At 64.5% G+C, this 21,332-nt stretch carries 20 protein-coding genes; 8 read left to right on the top strand and 12 right to left on the bottom strand.

All coding sequences use genetic code 11. From position 1 onward, the window contains the following. The 4 genes from E4L98_RS05950 to rpsL all read right to left on the bottom strand — a co-directional run. Nucleotides 1-325, bottom strand: a 325-nt coding sequence (locus tag E4L98_RS05950) for a GTP-binding protein (RefSeq protein ID WP_229257273.1), incomplete at its 3' end; no start/stop codon positions are given. Nucleotides 326-394: 69 nt separating this feature from the next. Continuing rightward, on the bottom strand, nucleotides 395-2,500 hold the full coding sequence (fusA, locus tag E4L98_RS05955) for an elongation factor G (protein WP_135200650.1): 2,106 nt from the start codon (nucleotides 2,498-2,500) through the stop codon (nucleotides 395-397). 114 nt (nucleotides 2,501-2,614) lie between these two features. Further along, nucleotides 2,615-3,085 carry a 30S ribosomal protein S7 gene (gene rpsG, locus E4L98_RS05960; RefSeq protein WP_092281395.1) on the bottom strand — a complete coding sequence of 157 codons (471 nt, stop codon included), beginning with the start codon at nucleotides 3,083-3,085 and terminating at the stop codon, nucleotides 2,615-2,617. Between the two features lie 105 nt (nucleotides 3,086-3,190). After that, on the bottom strand, nucleotides 3,191-3,574 hold the full coding sequence (rpsL, locus tag E4L98_RS05965; RefSeq protein ID WP_135200651.1) for a 30S ribosomal protein S12: 384 nt from the start codon (nucleotides 3,572-3,574) through the stop codon (nucleotides 3,191-3,193). 306 nt (nucleotides 3,575-3,880) lie between these two features. Between rpsL and E4L98_RS05970 the strand changes: the two genes are divergently transcribed. Then, nucleotides 3,881-5,884, top strand: coding sequence for a phosphoethanolamine transferase (locus E4L98_RS05970; protein WP_135200652.1), 2,004 nt, complete (start codon nucleotides 3,881-3,883; stop codon nucleotides 5,882-5,884). Between the two features lie 168 nt (nucleotides 5,885-6,052). On the opposite strand, the gene E4L98_RS05975 is transcribed toward E4L98_RS05970, so the two are convergent. From E4L98_RS05975 to E4L98_RS06010, 8 genes are all read right to left on the bottom strand, one after another. Then, nucleotides 6,053-7,657 (bottom strand): methyl-accepting chemotaxis protein, encoded by a 1,605-nt coding sequence (locus E4L98_RS05975; RefSeq protein ID WP_135200653.1) that lies wholly within the window; start codon nucleotides 7,655-7,657, stop codon nucleotides 6,053-6,055. A 93-nt stretch (nucleotides 7,658-7,750) separates the two neighbouring features. After that, nucleotides 7,751-8,215 (bottom strand): DUF2269 family protein, encoded by a 465-nt coding sequence (locus tag E4L98_RS05980; RefSeq protein WP_135200654.1) that lies wholly within the window; start codon nucleotides 8,213-8,215, stop codon nucleotides 7,751-7,753. Nucleotides 8,216-8,242: 27 nt separating this feature from the next. After that, nucleotides 8,243-8,476, bottom strand: coding sequence for a DoxX-like family protein (locus E4L98_RS05985; protein ID WP_135200655.1), 234 nt, complete (start codon nucleotides 8,474-8,476; stop codon nucleotides 8,243-8,245). Between the two features lie 9 nt (nucleotides 8,477-8,485). Then, nucleotides 8,486-9,919 carry a TIGR01777 family oxidoreductase gene (locus tag E4L98_RS05990; protein WP_135200656.1) on the bottom strand — a complete coding sequence of 478 codons (1,434 nt, stop codon included), beginning with the start codon at nucleotides 9,917-9,919 and terminating at the stop codon, nucleotides 8,486-8,488. 2 nt (nucleotides 9,920-9,921) lie between these two features. Next, nucleotides 9,922-10,368: a cell division protein gene (locus E4L98_RS05995; protein ID WP_135200657.1), complete on the bottom strand. Its 447-nt coding sequence runs from the start codon at nucleotides 10,366-10,368 to the stop codon at nucleotides 9,922-9,924. Nucleotides 10,369-10,414: 46 nt separating this feature from the next. Beyond that, the gene (locus E4L98_RS06000; protein ID WP_135200658.1) at nucleotides 10,415-10,804 is read right to left on the bottom strand and encodes a thiol-disulfide oxidoreductase DCC family protein; all 390 of its coding nucleotides are present in this window, start codon (nucleotides 10,802-10,804) and stop codon (nucleotides 10,415-10,417) included. Nucleotide 10,805: 1 nt separating this feature from the next. Continuing rightward, the gene (locus tag E4L98_RS06005) at nucleotides 10,806-11,333 is read right to left on the bottom strand and encodes a GbsR/MarR family transcriptional regulator (RefSeq protein WP_135200659.1); all 528 of its coding nucleotides are present in this window, start codon (nucleotides 11,331-11,333) and stop codon (nucleotides 10,806-10,808) included. A gap of 53 nt (nucleotides 11,334-11,386) precedes the next feature. Beyond that, on the bottom strand, nucleotides 11,387-12,940 hold the full coding sequence (locus E4L98_RS06010) for a MutS-related protein (protein ID WP_135200660.1): 1,554 nt from the start codon (nucleotides 12,938-12,940) through the stop codon (nucleotides 11,387-11,389). A gap of 143 nt (nucleotides 12,941-13,083) precedes the next feature. Between E4L98_RS06010 and E4L98_RS06015 the strand changes: the two genes are divergently transcribed. The 7 genes from E4L98_RS06015 (at nucleotide 13,084) to E4L98_RS06045 (ending at nucleotide 21,282) form a co-directional block, all read left to right on the top strand. Then, nucleotides 13,084-14,349, top strand: a complete 1,266-nt coding sequence (locus E4L98_RS06015; RefSeq protein WP_135200661.1) for an efflux RND transporter periplasmic adaptor subunit — start codon at nucleotides 13,084-13,086, stop codon at nucleotides 14,347-14,349. A gap of 14 nt (nucleotides 14,350-14,363) precedes the next feature. Continuing rightward, complete coding sequence (locus E4L98_RS06020) at nucleotides 14,364-15,065, top strand: ABC transporter ATP-binding protein (RefSeq protein ID WP_135200662.1); 702 nt, start codon at nucleotides 14,364-14,366, stop codon at nucleotides 15,063-15,065. Between the two features lie 10 nt (nucleotides 15,066-15,075). Next, nucleotides 15,076-16,389 (top strand): ABC transporter permease, encoded by a 1,314-nt coding sequence (locus tag E4L98_RS06025; RefSeq protein ID WP_135200663.1) that lies wholly within the window; start codon nucleotides 15,076-15,078, stop codon nucleotides 16,387-16,389. A gap of 11 nt (nucleotides 16,390-16,400) precedes the next feature. Continuing rightward, the gene (locus E4L98_RS06030) at nucleotides 16,401-17,636 is read left to right on the top strand and encodes an ABC transporter permease (protein ID WP_135200664.1); all 1,236 of its coding nucleotides are present in this window, start codon (nucleotides 16,401-16,403) and stop codon (nucleotides 17,634-17,636) included. A gap of 41 nt (nucleotides 17,637-17,677) precedes the next feature. After that, nucleotides 17,678-19,042: a sigma-54-dependent transcriptional regulator gene (locus E4L98_RS06035; RefSeq protein WP_135200665.1), complete on the top strand. Its 1,365-nt coding sequence runs from the start codon at nucleotides 17,678-17,680 to the stop codon at nucleotides 19,040-19,042. 167 nt (nucleotides 19,043-19,209) lie between these two features. Next, the gene (locus E4L98_RS06040) at nucleotides 19,210-20,496 is read left to right on the top strand and encodes a sensor histidine kinase (RefSeq protein WP_135200672.1); all 1,287 of its coding nucleotides are present in this window, start codon (nucleotides 19,210-19,212) and stop codon (nucleotides 20,494-20,496) included. A 12-nt stretch (nucleotides 20,497-20,508) separates the two neighbouring features. Beyond that, nucleotides 20,509-21,282 carry a spermine/spermidine synthase domain-containing protein gene (locus tag E4L98_RS06045; RefSeq protein ID WP_135200666.1) on the top strand — a complete coding sequence of 258 codons (774 nt, stop codon included), beginning with the start codon at nucleotides 20,509-20,511 and terminating at the stop codon, nucleotides 21,280-21,282. The last annotated feature ends 50 nt before the right edge of the window (nucleotides 21,283-21,332 follow it).

Here is a 21,332-nt window from a genome sequence, read left to right on the forward strand (position 1 = left end):
CGGCCGAGCACACCAGGATCGCGCCGTCCATCTGCGCGGCACCGGTAATCATGTTCTTGATGTAGTCGGCGTGGCCTGGGCAGTCAACGTGCGCGTAGTGACGCGACGCGGTTTCGTACTCGACGTGGGCGGTGTTGATGGTGATGCCGCGGGCTTTTTCTTCTGGCGCAGCGTCGATCTGGTCGTACGCTTTGGCTTCGCCGCCGAATTTCTTCGACAGAACGGTTGCGATCGCAGCGGTCAGGGTGGTCTTGCCGTGGTCAACGTGACCAATGGTGCCTACGTTGACGTGCGGTTTAGTCCGCTCGAACTTTTCTTTTGCCATTTTTGATTCTTCCTCAGATCAAGTTTTCAAAGTGCGGCCGGATGATAGCCGGCCGCCAAATTTACAGTATTACTTCGCTTTCGCGGTAACGATAGCGTCGATAACGTGCTTAGGCGCCTCGGAGTAGTGCTTGAACTCCATGGTGTAGGTTGCACGACCTTGCGTTGCGGAACGCAGGGTGGTCGAGTAACCAAACATTTCCGACAGCGGAACTTCGGCCTTGATGATCTTGCCGCCGCCGCCCGGGATTTCGTCCATGCCCTGCACCATACCGCGGCGGGACGACAGGTCGCCCATCACGGTACCGGCGTAGTCTTCCGGCGTTTCCACTTCCACCGCCATCATCGGCTCCAGAATCACTGGGTTGGCGCGCTTGCAAGCCTCTTTGAATGCCATCGAACCGGCCATGCGGAATGCATTTTCGTTCGAGTCAACATCGTGGTACGAACCGAAGGTCAGGGTCACTTTGACGTCGACCACCGGGTAACCGGCCAGAACACCGGTCGACAGGGTTTCGCGCACGCCTTTTTCCACCGCAGGGATGAATTCGCGAGGAATCACACCGCCCTTGATGGCGTCGACGAATTCGAAGCCCTTGCCTTGTTCCTGTGGCTCCAGGGTCACGACAGCGTGACCGTACTGACCACGACCACCGGACTGCTTGACGAACTTGCCTTCCACATCGGTCACCGATTTGCGCACGGTTTCGCGGTATGCAACCTGTGGCTTGCCCACGGTGGCTTCCACGCCGAATTCGCGCTTCATACGGTCAACGATAATTTCCAGGTGCAGCTCGCCCATACCACCGATGATGGTCTGGCCCGATTCTTCGTCGGTACGCACGCGGAACGACGGGTCTTCCTGCGCCAGGCGGTTCAGCGCCAGGCCCATTTTTTCCTGGTCGGCCTTGGTCTTAGGCTCGACGGCCTGCTGGATCACCGGCTCAGGGAACACCATCTTTTCCAGGGTGATGATCGAGGCTGGATCGCACAGGGTTTCGCCGGTGGTCACGTCTTTCAGGCCCACGGCCGCGGCGATGTCGCCGGCGCGCACTTCCTTGATCTCTTCACGCTGGTTGGCGTGCATCTGCAGAATACGGCCCAGACGCTCTTTACGACCTTTGACCGAGTTGTACACGGTATCGCCGGCGTTGATCACGCCCGAGTACACGCGGAAGAAGGCCAGCTGGCCCACGAACGGGTCGGTCATGATCTTGAAGGCCAGCGCCGAGAATTTCTCGTCGTCGGCTGCCTTACGGGTGGCTGGCTGTTCGTCTTCGTCGGTACCGGCCACCGAAGCGATGTCCACTGGCGACGGCAGGTATTCGATCACCGCGTCCAGCATGGCCTGCACGCCCTTGTTCTTGAAGGCGGTGCCGCACATCATCGGCACGATCTCGGAAGCGATGGTACGGTCGCGCAGCGCTTTCTTGATCTCGGCTTCCGACAGGTCGCCTTCTTCCAGGTACTTGTTCATCAGGTCTTCGGTCGCTTCGGCAGCGGCTTCGACCATCTTCTCGCGCCACTCGGCGGCCGAATCGGCCAGCTCGGCAGGGATGTCGACGTAGTCGAACTTCATGCCCTGGGAAGCGTCGTCCCAGATGATGGCTTTCATCTTGACCAGGTCGATCACGCCCTTGAAGTTGTCCTCGGCGCCGATCGGGATCTGGATCAGGACCGGGTTGGCCTTCAGGCGAGCGCGCATCTGCTCGTAGACCTTGAAGAAGTTGGCGCCGGTACGGTCCATCTTGTTGACGAAGGCCAGACGTGGCACTTTGTACTTGTTGGCCTGACGCCACACGGTTTCCGACTGTGGCTGCACGCCGCCCACTGCGCAGTAGACCATGCAAGCACCGTCCAGCACGCGCATCGAGCGTTCAACTTCAATGGTGAAGTCGACGTGGCCCGGGGTGTCGATGATGTTGATGTGGTGTTCCGGGAAGTTGTTGGCCATGCCTTTCCAGAAGCAGGTGGTGGCCGCGGAGGTAATGGTGATACCGCGCTCTTGTTCCTGCTCCATCCAGTCCATGGTGGCGGCGCCATCGTGAACTTCACCGATCTTGTGGTTCACGCCCGTGTAGAACAGAACGCGTTCGGTGGTAGTGGTCTTACCTGCATCGATGTGAGCGGAGATACCGATGTTACGGTAGCGCTCGATGGGGGTCTTGCGGGCCATAATTAATCCTAAATCTTTGAATGGACAAAACCGAGCGCCATTTTTTGTGGAAAAAATGAGCCCGGCCTCGAACAACAGATGACAGCCGGATGACACAGCATCCGGCCGATTTTATTAGAAGCGGAAGTGCGAGAACGCCTTGTTCGCTTCAGCCATACGGTGCACTTCGTCACGACGCTTCATCGCGCCGCCGCGGCCTTCAGCCGCTTCCATCAGTTCACCGGCCAGACGTTGTGGCATGGATTTCTCGCTGCGCTTGTTGGCAGCTTCGCGCAGCCAACGCATGGACAGAGCCATACGGCGCACTGGGCGGACTTCAACCGGCACCTGGTAGTTTGCACCACCAACGCGACGGGACTTCACTTCAACCAGCGGCTTGGCGTTGTTCAGCGCGGTGGCGAACACTTCCAGCGGGTCTTTGCCGGACTTCTGCGAGATGTGCTCGAAGGCACCGTAGATGATGTTCTCGGCGACCGATTTTTTACCGGACAGCATCAGAACGTTCACGAACTTGGCGACATCGGTGTTGCCGAATTTTGGATCCGGCAGGATCTCGCGCTTGGGTACTTCACGACGACGTGGCATGTTAATTCCTTTATCTTCAGTTGAGTGCCTTGCGGTCACTCGCGGCGGCCATCATAGCCTGCCACTTACTCGGTCTCACGACCGGCTCAACTCAATTAATGACGATTACTTCTTGGCTTGCTTGGCGCGCTTGGCACCGTACTTCGAGCGAGCTTGCTTACGGTCTTTCACGCCCTGGGTATCCAGCGCGCCGCGAACCATGTGGTAACGCACACCTGGCAAGTCTTTGACACGACCGCCGCGGATCAGCACCACGCTGTGTTCCTGCAGGTTGTGGCCTTCACCGCCGATGTACGAAATCACTTCGAAACCGTTGGTCAGACGCACTTTGGCAACTTTACGCAGTGCCGAGTTAGGCTTCTTAGGAGTGGTGGTGTACACACGGGTGCACACGCCACGCTTTTGCGGGCTGTTTTCCAGCGCCGGCGATTTGCTCTTCACGACCGCGGCGGTACGTGGGTTGCGAATCAATTGATTAATGGTTGGCATCGTTCTAAATCCAACAAAATTACTACGTTAACAACCCGGTCCTGAGGGCCGGGGACTAAAACCTAGTCTCGATCTACGGGGACACCGGAGGCACAAACAGCCACCCACATGGAGCGGCCTGATTCAGCGTATACGATGTGCAGGATAAATTGAGAACTCGCGAGTATAGACGTGAACGGTGGTCCAGTCAATCACTTTCGCGGCAGCATGCGGGCTGCAAGGCGGTCGGGACACTAGCAGAAAGCCAGCGATGACTCGATAATAGCAAACAATTCAATAGCCGTGTTTTCCCAGCCACCCTCCCGCATGCGATCCCTGTTGCGCCCCGCGCCCCTGTTTGTCCTTGCCAGTTATCTGCTGCTGTCGCTGGTGCCCTGCTTCCCGCTGCTGCTGGGCAAGCAGGTGCCGGAGCTGGGCCATATTCTCGCGGTGGAAGCACTGGCCTGGCTGGCGGTGTGGGGCGTGATCGGCCGGCCGGCCTGGTTTCACGCGCTGCTGATCCCGGCCTTCCTGGCGCTGCCGACCGAGATTTACTTGTTCATGTATTACGGCCAGGGCATCTCCACCCACCACCTGGGCATCATCGCCGAGACCAGCCCGCGGGAAGCGCTGGAATTCCTCGGCCGCAAGGTCTGGCTGATGGGGGCGGTACTGATCGCCGTCTTCGCCTGGTGGACGGCGGTGCAGATGGCGGCCATGCGCAGTCCGCAGCTGACCTGGCGCGGCAAGCACCGCCTGGCGGCGCTGGGCCTGCTGGCGGTGCTGGCCGCGGTGTGGGCCTATGGCTGGGAATTCGGCATCCACGGCAAACCGGCGGCGCCGGCCTCGGCCAGGACGACGCCCGGCAGCGCCAGCCTCACGGCCGGCATCGCGGCCAGTCTCGGCGCCAGCGTCACCTCGGCCTTCAGCTCGGCCATGCACCTGGTCGGGCTGAGCTCGGCCATGCACCTGGTCGGGCTGAGCTCGGTCCCGGCCGACGGCGCCGCCAGCGCGGAGGCTGTGGTCGAGGAGGACGCGGTGGAGGACAGCGATCCCGAGCACGCGCCGGTGGCCGGCGCCCACCGCACCGGCTGGCATGCGGGCGCGCTGCCCTGGCGCGTGCGCTCGCCGCTGGCGTTCAGCGACCTCGCCTCGTCCTGGCCGTTCGGCCTGACCGCGCGCTTCGTCGACTTTTACAAGGAGCGCCAGTATCTGGCCGAACTGGGCCGGCGCAGCCGCAGCTTCACCTTCAAGGCGCACCAGTCCGAAAAGAATGCGCGGCCGGAGATCGTCGTCATGGTGATCGGCGAATCCTCGCGCTACGACCGCTGGGGCATCAACGGCTACCAGCGCGACACCACGCCGCTGCTGAGGCAAGAGCCCAACCTGGTGACACTGCCGGACGTGATCACCGCGGTCTCGGCCACCCGGCTGTCGGTGCCGGTGATCATCTCGCGCAAGCCGGCCACGCAAAGCCTGAAGGACGGCTTCTACGAAAAATCCTTCCTCACCGCGTACAAGGAGGCGGGATTCAAGACCTGGTGGCTGTCGAACCAGATCTCGTTCGGCCAGTTCGACACGCCGGTGTCGGTGTTCGCCAAGGAGGCCGACGTGATCCAGTTCATGAACCTGGGCGGCTTCACCAACAATTCCAATTTCGACCAGATCCTGCTGGAACCGCTGCGGCACGCGCTGGCCGATCCCTCGCCCAAGAAGCTGATCGTGCTGCACACGCTGGGCAACCACTGGAACTATAGCCAGCGCTATCCGAAGGACTTCGACAAGTGGCAGCCCTCACTGTTCGGCGTCGACAAGCCGGTCTACACCGACACCAGGATCAAGCCGCAGCTGAACAACAGCTACGACAACGCCATCCTGTACACCGACTGGTTCCTGTCGCGCGTGATCCACCAGCTGAAGGACAACGGCCAGCTGAGCTCCATGGTCTACGTGGCCGACCACGGCCAGACCCTGTATGACGGCAGCTGCACACTGGCCTTCCATGGCCATAACACCCAGTTCGAATTCCACGTGCCGGCCATGGTCTGGTACTCGGACACATACAAGGCGCAATATCCGGAGAAGGTGCGCCAGCTGCTGCGCCACCGCAAGGCGCGGCTGGCGACCGAGAACATGTTCCACACCCTGCTGGACCTGGGCGACATCCAGTACGACGATGAAAAGCTGGAATGGAGCTTCCTCAACAAGCGCTTCAAACAGCACAAGCGCTACGTCGACAGCTATGGCTGGAGCAACTACGACAACGCCAGCTTCAAAGGCGACTGCCGCGAAGTGATCGACAAGGGCAAACCGCTCAAGCAGGAAAAGTAATGCGCCCGCCACGGCTGTACGCGCGGCGGCTCGGCGGCTCGCCGAATGCCACGCCGCGCTGGCTCAGCTGGCGACAGGTCGCCTCCACATAGGCGCAAGCCAGCGAACCGTTGAAACAAGTGCCGCCGTTCCGGCGTGACAGCACCATCCGCGGCTGCCGCGGATGGATTAACGCAGCGCCAGTTGCGTACCCGGACGACGGGCCGCGCCAGCGACGCCGGCTTGGTTGATCTTGAATACGCTGACGGTCTGCTGCAGGTCGGACGCCTGATCCTGCAGCGACTGCGTGGCGGCCGCCGCCTCTTCCACCAGCGCGGCGTTCTGCTGCGTCACCTGGTCCATCTGCGCGACCGCCTGGTTGACCTGGTCGATGCCTTCGCTCTGCTCGCGGCTGGCGACGGCGATCTCGCCGACGATGGTGGTCACCTGATGCACATTGCCCACCAGCGTGCTCATGGTGCTGCCGGCCTGCTCGACCAGGTTGGTGCCGAGCTGGATCTTCTGCACCGAATCGTCGATCAGCACCTTGATTTCCTTGGCCGCCGACGCCGAACGCTGGGCCAGATTGCGCACCTCGGTCGCCACCACCGCGAAACCGCGGCCCTGCTCACCGGCGCGCGCCGCTTCCACCGCCGCATTCAGCGCCAGGATATTGGTCTGGAACGCGATGCCATCGATCACACTGGTGATATCGACGATCTTGCGCGACGCGTCGTTGATGTCATTCATGGTCGACACCACCTGCTGCATCACCTCGCCGCCCTGGGCCGCCGTCGCCGACGCATCCTCCACCAGCGCGCGCGCCTGCTGGGCATTTTCCGAGTTCTGCTTGACGGTGCTGGTCAGCTCCTCGATCGACGCCGCGGTTTCCTCCAGCGAGCTGGCCTGCGTCTCGGTACGCGACGACAGCTCCATATTGCCGGCCGCCAGTTCCTGCGCGCCGGTGTTGATCACATCGGCGCCATTGCGCACGCGCGCGACGGTGCTCAGCAAGTCCTTCTGCATGCGCTGGATGGCTTTCAACAGGCGGGCAATTTCATTGTCGCCGCTTTCATCGATATGGGCGGTCAGGTCGCCGCGCGCCACCTGGTCCAGCAGATCGACCGAGCGCTCCAGCGGCAGCAGCACCACCTTGCGCAGGAACAGATGGACGCCGATTACCAGCGCCGCCGCGCCGATCAGGCCCAGCGCCACCAGCCACATCACCACGCGGTATTCGCCGGCGCGACGTTCCAGCAGCGCGTTGACCTGGTCATCGCTCTGCTTCTCGAACTTATCCAGCGCGGCGGAGAAGGCCGCGCCGCTCGGGGTCAGTTCCTTGATGTTGACTTCCGAGTACAACGCGGCATCGTCCTTGGCCAGCGCATCGATGGTTTTGTCCAGGACCGCGAACAAGGCCTTGGCCGAGTCGATCAATTCTTTTTTCAGGGCCGGATCTTCGCCCTCATAGGCCGCGCCCTTGGCATAGGTCTCGAGGTAATCGGCCGCCTTCTGACGGCTCTTGCGCGCCGAGGCCACCGCGGTGTCCTTGAATTCCTTGGTGCCGTTCTCGCGCAGGGCGGTATAGGCGCGCATCATCGCGGTGCGCACGCGGGTGGTGTCCTTGTAGGAGTCGTTGATGACGATGACCTGGCTGGTCACCTGGTGCACCAGCGCAATGGTGCGGTTGGACTGGTTGATCGCATACATGCCCAGGGCCGCGCCCACCACCAGCATCGCCGCAAACAATACCAGCACGCCAAGCAAACTCGATCGTACAGTCACCTTATTCATCACGCCTCCAGGAGCTGTGTTTCCATTAAGAAACAAAAGTATAGCAAATTTCAGCGGCGTTTGTACGACTACCGGTTACTACCGCAGTGAAAATTATGCTGGCTTGTGCACCATCAGCCAGTACACCACCAGCAGCACGCCGAACGCGGGAAAGCCGAGCGCAGCCCAGATTTTTTCGTAGCGCCAATAGCGCGGCGGCAGTGGCGCCGCACCGCGTGCAGCCTGCGCCGCCATGTCGCGCATGCGCGCCTGCAGCCACAGCACCGTCAACCAGCAGGCGCCGGCCAGCAGATAGAGCGCGATCGACCAGGTGATCCAACGGGGCCCGAGCGGGAAACCGGCCAGGTGCACCATCCACAGGCCGGACAACGGCTGGATGAGGACGGATGGCGTGGTGAACCACCAGCCCGCCCGCACTACCAGCCGGGTGGTCACGGCGATGGCCTGGACGTTGCCGCTACGGTTGGTAAAGAACATATGGAAGGCCGTGCCGAAGCCGGTACCGAGCATCACGGTGGCCGACAGAATGTGCAGCCATTTAATCGCAAAGTAATCCATCAGCGGTGCGCTCTCCACAGAAAAATATCAAAGCCGGCAGCGGCAGTTTTTGCTCAACGGACCGAACGAATGCCGCCAGAAGTCCGGCAGAAACATGCTCAGCATGATAGTGTAGCCGCCCGCCATTGCCAGCTGCGCCGCCAGCCATGATCGGCTCTCCGCATGCGGCCAGCCGATCCAGGAGACCGCCGCGGCGTAACCGCCTAGCAGCGGCAACCAGTCCTGCACCGACGTCATGGTGCCGAGTACCAGGACCTTCATGCCACTCCTTCAAAGCACGCTGCGCAGCGCAGGCGCCAGTTGGGGATAGCGGAACGAATAACCATCCATGCTTAATCTGGCCGGCACCACACGCTGGCCTTCCAGCAGCAGGTCGGCCTGTTCGCCCAGCAGCAGACGCAGGGGCCAGCCCGGCGTCGGCAGACCGTACGGCCGGTGCAGCACGCGCGCGGCAACGCGGCTGAACTGCGCCTGCGTCAAACTCTCCGGCGCCGTGAAGTTATAAGCGCCGCTGCCGCGCGTGCGGTACAGATACGCCATCGCACCGAGCAGATCGTCCACGTGGATCCACGACAGCCACTGATTGCCGCCGCCCAGCGGTCCGCCCAGCCCCAGCCTGACCGGCAACAGCATCATCGGCAGCGCGCCCTGCCTGCCCAGCACCAGGCCGAAGCGCATGCGCACCACCTTCACGCCATACCGCTCGGCAGCTTGCGCAGCCTGCTCCCATTCGCGGCACAGATCGGACATGAACATCGGCCGCGGGCCGGCCTGCTCGGTCAGCTCGGCCGCATCGCCGCGCGGCTGGATGCCGTAATAGCCGATGGCCGACGCCGACAGCAGCATCGATGGCTTGTGCGCGGCGGCGCCTATCCATGCCACCAGCTGGCGCGTCAGTTCCACCCGGCTGCGGCGCAGGACCGCGCGCCGCGCCGCATTCCAGCGCCAGCCGAGAATGCGCGCGCCTGCCAGATTGATGACCGCATCGTAGCGGTGCGACAGCGGCAGCGCGTCCATGCTGCCGACGCATTCCACCCGGCCGTCGAACATCCACGCCGCCTGGCGCGGATGGCGTGTCAGCATCGTGACACGATGGCCGGCACACAGCAAGCACCACACCAGCCGCTGGCCGATAAACCCGGTGCCACCGGTGATGAGGAAACTCTGCCCGGCGGCACCGAAATCCGGCGTGGCCGGCACCTCTTCGCGCAGGCAGCGCGCGGCCCACGCATCGCGCAAACCGGACAGGCCAACGCCGACGCCGCACAAGACCAGGAAGCCGCTCAGCGCGCCATGCGGCTGCCACACCAGCGCCGTCGGCAGCGCCAGCCATGCCGGCGTGGCCAGCGCCAGCAGCGCGATGAACGCACCGCCATTCACCGCCAGCACCGTGTGCGTCACGCGCTCGGACGCAGGCAGCAGGCGGGTGCGGTCCTCGACCACGAAGTCCCACAACGTCAGCACCATCTCGACGCCAAACGCCAGCAGCAGCGCCAGTGCCCACCAGCCGTGAAACGTCCAGCAGGCCAGGCCGATAAACAGCGCGCTGTAAAGCAGCGCCCGCGCCGCATGGATGGCCAGCTCGCGACGCGCCGTGACACGTCCGGGCAAAGCCTCGGTCAACTCATGGTGATACACCGTGTCGAAGGCGCCCAGACATCCCTGGAAAGCCATCAACTGCAAAGCCAGTACATGCGTATTCATGATCATCCCGCCTTTCTTTTGCCGGTCAAATCCAGTTTGCATAGCCACAGCAAGGGCGGCAGCATGACGATGACGGCCGCCGCATCGATCCACACATTGGTCCAGCAATCGGCGCGGGCGGAAATCAGCATGTCCTGCGGCGCCCATACCACCACGCCCAGAATCAGCATCAGCCAGGCGTAGGCGTTTCTCTGCTGGTCGCCGAGCACGGCCAGCCCGGCCATCCAGATCGCGGCCGCCTGCACGGTCGGGCCGAACAGCGACAGCCACCAGGCATGCAAGGCGCCTGCGGCCTGCGGTGCCGCACCGCTGAAGAAGTACGCTTCGATGCTGCGACGATACGCCTGCGTGAGCGCCGTTCCCGCGCACAGCGGCAGCAGCACGCCCGCCAGCAAGTGCAACGCCACCACCAGGTATATCCAGCGAACCAGCAAGGTTCTCGTCTTCATGGCTTATCCGTCTTTTCTGTAGAAACAGAAATAAATGAGTAAAAAATCAGCGCCGGCACGTCCCGTTGGCGCAGGCGGGCCGCCCGCTCAGCCAGGACGACAGGCGATAGCGATTGCGCGCCAGGCCGCGGTACAAGGCCGCATACACGGGACGCAGCAGTGGCACGCGCAATGCGGCCACGCTCCATCCCAGTCCGACCGCGCGGTAGGCGGCGATGACGCTGTCGATGCCCGTCAGCAGCAGGCCGTCGGCCGTCGCGGCATGGATCTCCAGATTCAACGCCTCCATGGAGACGCCCAGCGACTGCGGCGAAAAATCCGGCGCGGCGATATCGACAAAGGCCAGCCGCCCACGGACGTCCAGCCGGCGCAGGCGCGCCATCTGCCCGCTGCAGATGCTGCAATGGCCGTCGTAATACAGCGTCAGTGCGTGCATATCAGTCCCCTCCCAGCAGGCGCGCCACCTTGCCGCCCATCTTCAGGAAGCGCTGCATGGTGGCGGGCGGCAGATGTTTGTAGTCGTCGTAGGTGGCGGTGATCATTTCGAGGAAGTCCAGCACCTGGTCCATCTTGACCTTGGTGGCCGGCTCCAGATCGCGATCGTTTTCCGCCTCGGTGGCGCAGGCGCGCAGCACGCTCAGCGTGGGATCGATTTCGCGCTTCTTGCGCTCCTCGACGATGACGCGGAAGATTTCCCACACATCCTGCAGCGCGACGAAATGGTCACGACGGTCGCCCGCGATGTGCGTGATGCGCACCAAGCCCCAGCTCTGCAACTCCTTCAGGCTGTTGCTGACGTTGGAGCGCGCCACGGCCAGCGTCTCGGCGATTTCTTCCGCGTTCAGCGGCCGGTTGACCAGGAACAGCAGCGCGTGAATCTGCGCCACCGTGCGGTTGACGCCCCAGCGGGCGCCCATCTCTCCCCAGTGCAGGATGTATTTCTGTATGGTCGGCGAGAGTTCCATGATTTCTTTAATTTCTGTTTGTACAGAAATGATAGAACAGGCATGTGCAAAAGTCAAAGGCCATCACCGGCCACGGCCCGCCCCGCATCGACGCTCGCACCGGGGTACGCCATGTAATTGCTGAGCCAAGCGTAGGTCTGTGCCGCCTTGGCGGTGATGGCGGGGTCGAAGCCGCACGCATTCAGCAGCGCGAGCCCATTGGTTTGTTCCAGCAGGCCCGCTTGCAGGCGCCATGTGTCTTCGCTGCGGCTCAGGCACCACGGTTGCAGACAGTCGGACAGCAGCGAAGCCAGTATCAGATGGTGCGAGGCCACCACCACCCTGCCCTGCTGCGCCAGCGCGTGCAGCACCGCGGCGGCGGCCGACACCGATTCCAGATAGTTCGTGCCGCGGAATATCTCATCGACCAGGAAGATCGCCGGACGCTGGCCGGCGATCGCCAGCAACTCACGCGCGCGCCGCAATTCGGCTTGGTAAAAACTTTCGCCATTGCTCATCGCGTCCTCGTTCTGCATGCTGGAGCACACGGGCAGCCGCGGCGTCACGGCGTGCGTGGCATAACAGAAGCCGAAAGCGCGCGCGGTAATCAGGTTCAGCCCGACGGTGCGCAGCAATGTGCTCTTACCGGCGCCATTCTGGCCGGAGATGAACAGTCCCTGCCGTGCCATGCCGAAGCTGAGCGGGGCGGCATCGTCCAGCAAAGGATGAATAACCCGCTCCAGCGCGACCTGCGTCCCCTGCTCGGCCCAGCAATAGCCGGAGCAACGCGACAGATGCCGCGCCAGCGCCAGATCCGCATCCAGCGCCGCCACACGCTCGAAGCTGTTGCGCAGGAAAAGGATTTGCGCGCGCACGACATCGCGGCTGCGGAAATAGTGGCGCACGTTTTGCAGCCATAGCCAGTCAGCGTAATCGCTCACCATGGGCAATGCGGACACCAGGGAGCGGCGCAGGCGGCGATTCAGTCCGGCCGCGTCGTCGCCGTCCGCACACAAGGCCGCCGTCAGCGGATGCTCGATCCGCGCCATCAGCGTATGCGCACGCAGCATCTGCTGGATCGTGTTGAGCATGCGCGACCATTCCTGCACCGCCTGGTGATACCGGGCCTGTATGCCCATCAGCGCCAGCCACGCCGCCAGCACCACGCCCCACAGCGGCAGCCAGCCGCTCGCCAGCGCCGCAATGGCGGATGCAAGAAACAACACCGGCAGCCATGCCAGCGCCGGCAACCAGCGGGGCGCGGACGGCAACGCATCGCCATACAGCATCTCGCTGATCTCGCGATCCGTGCGGCGCAGATCGGTGCAGGCTGTCTGCAATTCGCCACGTAGCGCGTCGTCCGCCAGCAGCGCTCGCACGCGCCCGGTCGACGCCGGTCCGCCGTCATCGTTGGCGTGCAGGCGCCGGTGCAGTTCCTGCTGGCCGAAGATGCTGGTCTCGCGTGCCAGCTCGGCGCTGTAGGCCGGCAGCAGCATATCGTCCCACGTCTGCGTATCGAGCGTGTTGTCGTTGCCGGTGGGCCGCAGGCGATGGTAAAGCGCCACGTCGCTGGGCACGAAAGGATAGTCGGCGATAGTCATGTCCGGCCAGATGCGCACGATTGCCATCTTTTCAAGTCCGACCGGACAGCGCGGACAGACCGGACGTCGCGGACAGCGGACACCACCCTACAAAATACCGTTAAATCAATCACTTGGATCTTGGCACAGTTTCTGCATAAGCTTGCCCGTTCACTCACCAACGACCAACCATGATACGCGACACCTCCAATCAAGACGCCGTCATCGCCCCGGCCAAGGGCCAGGCCACGCGGCGCCGCATCCTCGTCGCCGCCGGTGCCGCGGCGCTGCTGGCCGCCGGCTGGTATGTGCTGCACACCTGGCGCGGCAGCGACCACTCGGTCAACATGTCGCGCCTGCGCATCGCCGAAGTGGGCCGCGGCACGCTGGTGCGCGACGCCGCCGTCAACGGCCGCATCGTCGCCGCCGTCAGCCCGACCTTGTACGCGCCGTCGCTGGCCACCGTCACCCTCAAGGTCAACGCCGGCGACACGGTCAAGAAGGGCGACGTGCTGGCCGAGCTGGAATCGCCCGACCTGACCGATGCCCTGAAACGCGAGCAGGCTGCCTACGCCCAGATCGAAGCCGACGTCGCCCGCCAGCGCATCCTGGCGCGCAAACAGAAACTGCTGGCCGAGCGCGACGCCGACACCGCCGAAATCGACCTGGTCTCCGCCCAGCGCACGCTGGAACGCTACGACGCCGTCGCCAACGAGGGCGCGGTGGCCAAGATCGAATACCAGAAGGCCAAGGATGCCGTCAACTCGGCCGAGATCCGCGCCCGCCACGCCAAGCAGGCCTCCACGCTGGAAGGCGACAACGTCGCGCTGGAACTGGAGTCCAAGATCAAGCAGCTGGACCAGCAGCGCAGCACCCTGTCCAATGCCCAGCGGCGGGTCGATGAGCTGACCGTGCGCGCGCCGGTGGACGGCTTCATCGGCACGCTGTCGGTCACCAACCGCAGCGTGGTGCCGGCCAACACGCCGCTGATGACGCTGGTCGACCTGTCGCGCCTGGAAGTCGAGCTGGAAGTGCCGGAAACCTATGTGTCCGACCTCGGCATCGGCATGAACGCGGAAGTCAACTACGGCACCGGCACCGGCACCGGCAAGCTGTCGGCGCTGCCGCCGGAAGTGGTGAAGAACCAGGTGCTGGCGCGCGTGCGCTTCAACCAGCAGCCGCCCGGCCTGCGCCAGAACCAGCGCGTCACCGCGCGCCTGCTGATCGACGAAAAACCGAATGCGCTGATGGTGCAGCGCGGCCCGTTCGTGGAATCGGAAGGCGGCCGCTATGCCTACGTGGTGCGCGACGGCATCGCCATCCGCACCCCGGTCAAGCTGGGCGCCACCAGCGTCTCCGCCGTGGAAATCCTCGGCGGCCTGAAACAGGGCGACCGCATCGTCATCGCCGGTACCGAAACCTTTGAGAACGCCGACCGCGTCTCGATCAACCAATGAACCAGGAGAAGCCCATGCTGCGCATGAAAAACCTGAGCAAAGTCTATCGCACCCACATGATCGAAACCCACGCGCTGCGCGGCTTCGAGATCGACGTCCAGCCTGGCGAATTCGTCACCGTCACCGGTCCCTCCGGCTCGGGCAAGACCAGCTTCCTCAACATCGCCGGCCTGCTGGAGGAATTCACCGACGGCGAATACATCCTCGACGGCGTCAACGTCAAGGGCATGGACGACAACGCCCGCTCGCGCCTGCGTAATGAAAAGCTGGGCTTCATCTTCCAGGGCTTCAACCTGATCCCCGACCTGTCGCTGTTCGACAACGTCGACGTGCCGCTGCGCTACCGCGGCTTCAACGCGGCCGAGCGCAAGGAGCGCATCGAGGACGCGCTGGCCAAGGTCGGCCTGGCCTCGCGCATGAAGCACTATCCGGCCGAACTGTCGGGCGGCCAGCAGCAGCGCGTGGCGATCGCGCGCGCGCTGGCCGGCTCGCCCAAGCTGCTGCTGGCCGACGAACCGACCGGCAACCTCGACACCCAGATGGCGCGCGGCGTGATGGAGCTGCTGGAAGAGATCAACGCCGCCGGCACCACTATCCTGATGGTGACCCACGATCCCGAGCTGGCGGTGCGCACCCAGCGCAATGTCCACATCATCGACGGCCAGGTGTCCGACCTGGTGCGCAAATCGCCGTCGCTGACGGTGGCCCACAACTGAGGAGCCGCGCATGTTCTCCTACTACTTCATGCTGGGCGTGCGCAGCCTGCGCCGCAATCCGGCGCTGACCGCGCTGATGGTGCTGACGCTGGCCATCGGCGTCGCCGCCAGCGTCGCCACGCTGACCATCCTGCACGTGATGTCGGGCGACCCGATCCCGAACAAGAGCGACCGCCTGTTCGTGCCGCACTTCGACAACGGCCCGCTGGAAGGCTATACCCCCGGCGACGACAACGACAGCCAGATGAGCTACATCGACGCGGTCAATCTGCTCGGCAGCAAGGCCGGCGAACGCCGCACCGCCATCTTCGGCATCGCGCTGGCGATCGAACCGGAACGCAAGGACATCGGCGCCTTCATCGCCCAGGGCCTGGCGCCGACCAGCGACTTCTTCAACATGTTCGACGCGCCCTTCCTGCACGGCCAGGGCTGGACCCCGGCCGACGACAAGGCCGGCGCCGACGTGGTGGTGCTGAGCCGCAAGCTGGCGGAGAAAATGTACGGCGACGCCGATCCGGTCGGCCGCCGCCTGACCATGGGCAGCCAGCAGTTCCAGATCGTCGGCGTGCTCGATACCTGGAACGTGGTGCCGCGCTTCCACCGCATCATCGGCAACGACGACGGCGCCTTCGACGACGCCGATGAACTGTACATCCCGTTCAGCAGCGCCATACGCCACGAGTGGCGCGCCAACGGCAGCACCAGCTGCAACGCCGATTACCAGCCCGGCTACCAGGGCTTCCTGGCCTCGGAGTGCACCTGGATCCAGTTCTGGATCGAGACCGCCAGCGCCGGGGACCGCGCCGAACTGCAAAGCTTCCTCGACAGCTACGCCATCGAACAGCGCAAGCTGGGACGCATGAAGCGCGCCGCGCCGAACGAGCTGTACGACGTGCGCCAGTGGCTCGACCATCTGAAGGTGGTCGGCAACGACAGCAAGCTGTCGGCCTGGCTGGCCTTCGGCTTTCTGGTGCTGTGCCTGGTGAACACCATCGGCCTGCTGCTGGCCAAGTTCTCGGTGCGCGCCTCGGAAGTCGGCATCCGCCGCGCGCTGGGCGCCTCGCGCCGCGAGATCTTCAGCCAGTTCCTGATCGAGACCATGGTGGTCGGCCTGGTCGGCGGCGGCCTAGGCCTGCTGCTGGCCTTCGGCGCGCTGGCGCTGATCGCCATGCAGTCGAAGGCGCTGACCATGGTCGCGCACATGGACTGGGTCATGCTGCTGGTGACCTTCGCCATGGCCGTCGCCTCGGCTGTGCTGGCCGGGCTGCTGCCGACCTGGCGCGCCTGCCAGGTGACGCCGGCGCTGCAACTCAAATCCCAATAAGCGAGGACACCATGGAAATCCGTCCCATTCTCTCCGCCCTGCTGCGCAACAAGACCGGCCCGGTGCTGGTGGCGGTGCAGGTCGCGCTCAGCCTGGCCATCCTGGCCAATGCCCTGCACATCGTGCAGGTGCGCCAGGCGGTATCGGCGCGCGCCAGCGGCATGGCCAGCGAGCAGGATATCTTCTCGCTGCAGATCCGCCAGATGCAGCCCGGCAGCCATGAGGAACAGCTGGCGATCCAGCACCGCGACACCGAACGACTGCGCGCCGTGCCGGGCGTGATGTCGGTCGCCACCACCTCGCAGATGCCGCTGTCGCGCTCCGGCAATTACACCAGCATGTCGGTGGACCGCAAGCAGCAAAAGCCGACCGCCACCGCCAGCGTCTACCGCAGCGCCGATTCACTGATCAAGACCTGGGGCCTGCAGTTGGTCGAAGGCCGCGACTTCCTGCCCAACGAGGTGGTGGAAGTGAATCTGGACACCAGCCAGGACTGGGCCAAGGTCGCCATCATCACCAGCAGATTCGGTGCCAAGATGTGGCCCGGCGCCGGCAGCTACGTCGGCAAGACCATGTTCTTCGGCGCCGGCGACACCGCACGCGAAGTGCGCGTGGTCGGCGTGATCGACAAGATGCAGACGCCGGGCGCGCAGATCGACGAAGAGGGCGAGTATTCGATCCTGGTGCCGTTGCGTACCACCGGCGGACGCACCGTCAGCTACACCCTGCGCGCCGAGCCCGGACAGCTGGATCGCGTGATGAAGGAGGCCGAAGCGGCGGTGCGCGCCGCCTCGCCGCTGCCGATCATCGTCAAGGCCCGCTCGATGGTCGAAACCCGCACCACGCGCTACCGCGCCGACCGCGCGCTGGCCTGGATGCTGGTGGCGGTCAGCGTGCTGCTGCTGCTGGTCACCGCCAGCGGCATCGTCGGCATGGCCAGCCTGTGGGTCACCCAGCGCCGCAAGCAGATCGGCGTACGCCGCGCGCTCGGCGCGCGCCGGGTCGACATCCTGCGCTACTTCGTCACCGAGAATGTACTGATCACCAGCGCCGGCGTGTTCTCCGGCGTGCTGCTGGCACTGGCGCTGAACCAGCTGCTGGTCAGCAAGCTGGAAATGGCGCGCCTGCCGGCGGGCTACCTGCTGGCCGGCGCCGGCCTGCTGTGGGGACTGGGCATCGCCGCTGTCTACGGCCCGGCGTGGCGCGCCGCCAGCATCTCGCCGGCCACCGCCACCCGGACCGCATGACCGCAGTCCCCGGCATGCCGCGACAATGTTATGCTTGCGGCATGCCTACCGTATTAATCATCGACGATAACGCCGCCGTTGCCGTGGCGCTGGAAGTGCTGTTTTCGCTGCACGACATCGAGGCGCTCAGCGCCCCCTCGCCCGAGGCGGGACTGGCGATCCTGGCGCAGCGCAGCGTCGACCTGGTGATCCAGGACATGAACTTCAGCGCCGACACCACCTCCGGCGAGGAAGGCACGACGCTGTTTCGCGCCATCCGCGCGCGCCACCCCGACCTGCCGGTGATCCTGCTGACCGCCTGGACCCACCTGGACGCGGCGGTGGACCTGATCAAGGGCGGCGCCGCCGACTACCTTGCCAAGCCGTGGGACGACAACAAGCTGATCGCCACCGTCAACAACCTGATCGAACTGGGACAATCCAAGCGCGCCTTGCAGCAGCGCGTGCAGGCCGAGTTGCGCGAGCGGCGCGAACTGGAACGCGGCTACGATCTGCGCGGCATGGTGTGGCAGGACCCGGCCACCGAACGCGTGGTGCATCTGGCCTGCCAGGTGGCGCGCGCCGACGTGCCGGTGCTGATCATCGGCGCCAACGGCACCGGCAAGGAACGCATCGCCGAGATCATCCAGGCCAATTCCTCGGTGCGCAACGGCCCGTTCGTGGTGCTCAACTGCGGCGCGATACCGTCCGAACTGATCGAGGCCGAACTGTTCGGCGCCGACGCCGGCGCCTACACCGGCGCCGCCAAGGCGCGCGAGGGCAAGTTCGAGGCGGCCGACGGCGGCACCCTGTTCCTCGATGAAATCGGCAACCTGCCGCTGGCCGGACAAATGAAGCTGCTGCGGGTACTGGAGACCGGCCGCTTCGAGCGCCTCGGCTCCAACCGCGAGCGCCAGGTCAAGGTGCGCGTGATCAGCGCCACCAACGCCGACCTGCACGCGATGATCAAGGCCGGCACCTTCCGCGAGGACCTGTTCTACCGCCTGAACGTGATCGAACTGCGGCTGCCGGCGCTGGCGGCGCGCCCGCTGGACATCCTGCCGCTGGCCATGCACTTCCTCGGCCCGCAGCCGCAATTGCAGCTGCATCCGGACGCGCAGGCGGCGCTGCTGGCGCACCAGTGGCCGGGCAATGTGCGCGAGCTGAAAAACGTGATGATGCGCGCCGCGCTGCTGGCCGGCGGCGACATCATCCGCATCGCCGACCTGGGACTGCCGGCCGTCAGCGGCAGCCATGCCAACGGCGCCGGCGCCGCTGAAGAAGCCAGCCGCGAACCGGACCGCGACGCCATCAACCTGGCCCTGAGCCGCGCCGGCGGCGTGGTGGCGCAGGCGGCGGCGGAACTCGGGCTGTCGCGCCAGGCGCTGTACCGCCGCATGGAGCGGCTCGGCATCGTGCGCCCATAATGAAAACCAGCGGCGCCCCGCCGGACCGGGCAGGCCGCGCGTCCGGCAAGGGCGCGTCCTCCTCGCCCTCCGGCAGTGACGACAGCGCCTCCCCGGGCGGCGCCGGGCGCCCGCCTGGCCTGCGCCCGAAGGGCTTCCGCCTTTCACTGCTCACACGCTGGACCGCGATGGTGGGCACCCTGCTCACCGTCGGCATCCTGATCGCACTGGCACTGGAGCACTTCCTGCCCAACAATCACGGACTGGTGATCGCCATCTGCCTGCTGTGCGTGCTGCCGATCTCCATCATCACCATCCGCGCCGAGCTGGAACGCATGCTGTCGCTGTTCCGCGCGCTGACCGGCACCGTCACCAGCTACAAGGATGGCGACTTTTCCTTCAGCCTGCACTGGCCGCAGAACGACGAATTGAGCGACCTGGTGGCGGCGCACAACGACCTTGGCAACGTGCTGCGCCAGCAGCGCCTGGACCTGGTGCAGCGCGAACTGCTGCTCGATACCATGGTGCAGAACACGCCGGTGGCCATGCTGCTGGTCAGCGAGTCCGGCCCCATCGTCTATGCCAACCTGGCCGCACGCCAGCTGCTCCACCAGGGCCGCAAACTGGAAGGCCACAATTTGCAGGAGATCCTGACGGCGGCCTCGCCGGCCCTGCTGGAAGCCTTGGCGCGCGGCGGCGACGGCCTGTTCACCACGCGCGAAGCCGGCGCCGACATCGACGAGGAAGAGGTTTACCATCTGGCGCGCCGCAGCTTCCACCTCAACGGCCGCAAACACGAACTGCTGCTGCTGCGCCAGCTGACCATGGAACTGCGCCGGCAGGAAGTGCAGACGTGGAAAAAGGTCATCCGCGTCATCAGCCATGAGCTGAACAACTCGCTGGCGCCGCTGACTTCCCTGGCCCATTCCGGCGCGGAGCTGGTGCGGCGCGGCCAGACCGAGCGCCTGCCGCAGATCCTGGCCACCATCGAGGAACGCACGCGTCACCTGGAAAGCTTCATCCTCGGCTACGCGCGCTTCGCCAAGCTGCCGGCGCCACGGCTGGAGGCGCAGCAGTGGGCGCCTTTTCTCGACCAGCTGAGCGAACAGGTGGTGTTCCGCCTGATCGGCGAGCCGCCGGCGGAAGCATGCGCCTTCGATCCGGCCCAGCTGGAACAGGCCCTGCTCAACCTGCTGAAGAACGCCCACGAATCGGGCTCGCCGCCCGATCAGGTCAGCCTGGAAGTACGCCAGTTGCACGAAGGCGTGCGCCTCGACGTGCAGGACCGCGGTCCGGGCATGAGCGACGCCGTGCTGACCAACGCCCTGGTGCCGTTCTACTCCACCAAGCGCAGCGGCACCGGCCTCGGCCTGGCGCTGGCGCGCGAGATCGCCGAAGCGCACGGCGGCCGCATCACGCTCAACAACCGTGACGGCGGCGGCCTGACCGTGACCATCATCCTGCCGCAGGGCTGATAAACTACGGGGATGAGCAAGTCCCCCAACACCATACGCTTCGACCAGCCCGGCCATCCGCCGGCGACCATCACCGAACACCAGGGCGTGCGCACCCTGCACCTGGGCACCTCGTGGATACAGGGCGCCATGCGCATCGCCAAGCCCGATCACATCGAGCTCGAATACGTGCAGATGATGATGATGTGGATGCTGTTCAACGACCAGCCGCGCCACATCGTGCAACTGGGCCTGGGCAGCGCCGCGCTGACCAAGTTCTGCTACCGCCGCTTCCCGCAGGCGCGCGTGACGGCGATCGAACTCAATCCCAACGTCATCGCCATGTGCGCGTCGCAGTTCGCCCTGCCGTCCAACGACGAGCGGCTGCAGGTGCGCGAGATGAACGCACTGGACTTCGTGCTCGATCCGGCCAACCGCAACACCGTCGATATCCTGCAGGTCGACCTGTACGACGAAGCCGCGCGCGGCCCGGTGCTGGACACGCAGGAGTTCTACCAGGGCTGCTTCGACGTGCTGCGCGAGGGCGGCATGGTCACCACCAACGTCTTCGGCGACGACTTCACCAACTACGACAAGAATTTGCAGATGATGGAGCTGGTGTTCGACGCCGTGGTGTGGCTGCCGGAAGTCCACGACGCCAACATCGTGGTGATCGCCTTCAAGAACTCGCCGTCGCTGGATTTCAGCGTGCTGTACGAGCGCGCGGCGCAGATCAAAAAAATTTACAACCTGCCGGCCAAGTCCTGGGTCAACGGTCTGAAAGACTGGATGCTCGATCACCAGTAGCATCCAAGCAACACTTTTCTACAATTTTGCAAAAACAATAAGCGCCCTGT

Source organism: Duganella callida (genome assembly GCF_004614165.1).
Taxonomy (GTDB): Bacteria; Pseudomonadota; Gammaproteobacteria; order Burkholderiales; family Burkholderiaceae_D; genus Rugamonas; species Rugamonas callida.